The following is a 2,713-nucleotide window of genomic DNA, read 5'->3' on the forward strand; positions in this document are numbered from 1 at the left end:
CAACCTGGCGCGACGCGGCGGAGTTCATGGCTTTGGGCGCGGGCAATGTGCAGGTCTGCACGGCGGTGATGACCTACGGCTTCAAGATCGTAGCGGAGATGATTTCGGGCCTGTCGCAGTATCTGGATGAAAAGCAGATCGGATTGAATGATCTGGTGGGCCGCGCGGTGCCCAATGTCACCGACTGGCAGTTCCTGAACCTGAACTACGTCACCAAGGCGCATATCGATCAGGACGCCTGCATCAAATGCGGGCGCTGCTATGCGGCCTGCGAGGATACCAGTCATCAGGCGATCTCGATGTCGCCCGAGCGGGTGTTCGAGGTGATGGATGACGAATGCGTCGCCTGCAACCTGTGTGTGAACGTCTGCCCGGTTGAGGATTGCATCACCATGGTCGAAATGCCGAAAGGCGCGGTTGATCCGCGCACTGGGGCGAAGGTCGGTGACTATGCCAACTGGACGACGCATCCGAACAACCCGAGCGTCGCGGCGGAATGAAACGGATCGTCGTTGCCGGTGCCTCGCGCGGGATCGGGGCGGCGGTCGCGCGGCACTACGAAGACCGAGGCTGCGAGGTGATCGCACTGTCACGCGGCCCGGCGGCGGCGGGACGCTGGGTGCCCTGCGACCTGTCACGGGCCGATGAGATCGAGCGGATTGCGGGCGAGATCGGTCAGGCACCGATGGACGCCTTGCTTTTCACCGGAGGTGTTTGGGAAGCCGGCGCCTTTACCGATGCCTACCGGTTTGCGGCAAGTCGACCTGCAGAGGCGGTGAATGTTCTGGCCGTCAACCTTCTTGCCCCGATCCTGCTGACGCAAGCCTTTCTGCCGGCGCTGGCGGCGGCCTCCGGCCGGGTGGTGCTGATCGGATCTCTGTCAGGACTGGATCATACCGCGTCTTCAGAGGTCGCCAACTCCGCGTCGAAATACGGGCTGCGGGGCGCGGCGCAGGCCTTGCATCTGACGCTCGCCCCGGCAGGCGTGGGCGTCACGGTGATCAATCCGGGCAATGTCGATACCGAGGAAGTGCGGGAGGACATCGCGTCAGGAGCCTTCGACGAGCAGGTGCCGATCCCGATAGCCGACGTTCTGGCAAGCTTTGATTTCGCGCTTGGCCTGTCCCCGGCATCGGTGGTCAGTGAAGTCAATCTGGCGCAGATGCGCGGATGAGGTCTGGCCGTCATCGCCCCGGCAGCGGCAGCGGGTTCGCCCCGGCCACGATGCTGGCGCGGATGTAGGCGCGGCGGGCGGCCTCGGCCTCGCCATGGGCGGCGTCAAATGCGCCCGGCTGCTGCTGCGCCAGATGCCGGTCGACCGGCGGCTTGGGCTCTGGTGCATAGACGGCGCGGGGCAATTGTGTCTCGGCCACCGCAGCGACACCTTTGACCTGCGCAGAGCCGACCGCCGTGGCCTGTGGCGCGGCGGTTTGCGGTTGCGCAATGGTCGTCACCGGCATTTGAGACCGGACGGCCGAAACAAGTTCCATGATTTGCGTCCTTCACGTCAGACGCCCCCGAAACAGGGTTAGCATCGCCTCGGGATTTGCCAAAACGAATGATGCCTAAAACTCAACCGACCGGCACCAGCAACTTGCGAAACAGGATTTCCAGATAATCCCCTGCTTCGACGTAGGGGTCATGGCCATCGCCCAGCACGGCGCGGACCTGCACGTCGAAATCGGCGTAGTGCTGGGTCAACGCCCAGATCGAGAAGATCAGATGCACCGGGTTGACGCGCGCGATGCGGCCTTCGGTCATCCAGCGGGTCAGGGTGACGGCCTTTTCATCCACCAAACGCTTCAGATCGCCCTCGATGGCCCCGCGCATCCGCGGCGCGCCTTGCAAAATCTCGCCCGCAAAGAGACGGCTTTCGCGTGGATAGTCGCGGGCGAGGTCAAGCTTGCGGCGGACATAGGCCAGCACCTCCTCCACCGGATCGCCGTCGGGGTCCATTTCGCGCAAGGGGTCAAGCCAGGTATCCAGAAGCCCGGTCAGAAGGGCCTGATGCACAGCTTCCTTTGAAGGGAAATAATACAGCAGGTTCGGCTTTGACAGACCCGCGACCTCGGCGATCTGATCCAGCGTGGCGCCGCGAAAGCCGTGTAGCGAGAAAACCTCCAGCGCAGCCTCGACGATGCTGTCGCGGTTCTTTTGCTGAATTCGCGTGCGGGGGCGGGGACTTGGGGACATCGGGCTTGACGCAACTTTACCGAAAGGAGAAGGCTTGGCAGCAGGGACCCCATGGATAGCTTGGCCCGCGTCCAAAGGTCAAATCATTCGCCACCGAATACAAGGACGATCCCAATGGCGCTGGACCGCAAACCAACCCCGAACGACCTGAATGCCTTCTGGATGCCATTCACCGCGAACCGCCAGTTCAAGAAGAACCCGCGGATGTTCGTGGCCGCCAAGGACATGCATTACACCACCAGCGATGGGCGGCAGGTGCTGGATGGGACGGCGGGGCTGTGGTGCTGCAACGCAGGGCATTGCCGACCGAAGATCACCGAGGCGATCCAGAGGCAGGCCGCCGAGATGGACTATGCGCCTGCCTTCCAGATGGGGCACCCGAAGGCGTTCGAACTGGCCAACCGCCTGATCGGGATTGCGCCGGAGGGGATGGCGCATGTGTTCTACACGAACTCCGGCTCGGAAAGTGTTGAAACGGCGCTGAAACTGGCGATTGCCTATCACCGGGCGCGGGGCGAGG

General features: G+C 63.3%; 5 protein-coding genes. 3 read left to right on the top strand and 2 right to left on the bottom strand.

The features are described 5' to 3' along the window. Together RMO18_RS16105 and RMO18_RS16110 are read left to right on the top strand one after the other, a co-directional pair. A partial coding sequence (locus tag RMO18_RS16105; protein ID WP_309667272.1) for a 4Fe-4S dicluster-binding protein occupies positions 1-500 on the top strand: 500 nt, incomplete at its 5' end. Beyond that, a complete protein-coding gene (locus tag RMO18_RS16110) occupies positions 497-1,174 on the top strand; it encodes an SDR family NAD(P)-dependent oxidoreductase (protein WP_309667273.1) in 678 nt (225 codons plus the stop codon). The genes RMO18_RS16105 and RMO18_RS16110, both read left to right, overlap by 4 nt. A 10-nt stretch (positions 1,175-1,184) precedes the next feature. On the opposite strand, the gene RMO18_RS16115 is transcribed toward RMO18_RS16110, so the two are convergent. Next, the gene (locus RMO18_RS16115; RefSeq protein WP_309667275.1) at positions 1,185-1,490 is read right to left on the bottom strand and encodes a hypothetical protein; all 306 of its coding nucleotides are present in this window, start codon (positions 1,488-1,490) and stop codon (positions 1,185-1,187) included. 82 nt (positions 1,491-1,572) lie between these two features. Further along, positions 1,573-2,193, bottom strand: coding sequence for a TetR family transcriptional regulator C-terminal domain-containing protein (locus RMO18_RS16120; protein ID WP_309667276.1), 621 nt, complete (start codon positions 2,191-2,193; stop codon positions 1,573-1,575). A 114-nt stretch (positions 2,194-2,307) separates the two neighbouring features. On the opposite strand from RMO18_RS16120, the gene RMO18_RS16125 reads away from it, so the two are divergent. Beyond that, positions 2,308-2,713: aminotransferase class III-fold pyridoxal phosphate-dependent enzyme (locus tag RMO18_RS16125; protein ID WP_309667277.1), on the top strand; the 406-nt coding region annotated here is incomplete at its 3' end.

This window comes from Tabrizicola sp., from assembly GCF_031377265.1.
Classification (GTDB): Bacteria; Pseudomonadota; Alphaproteobacteria; order Rhodobacterales; family Rhodobacteraceae; genus JAUYQR01.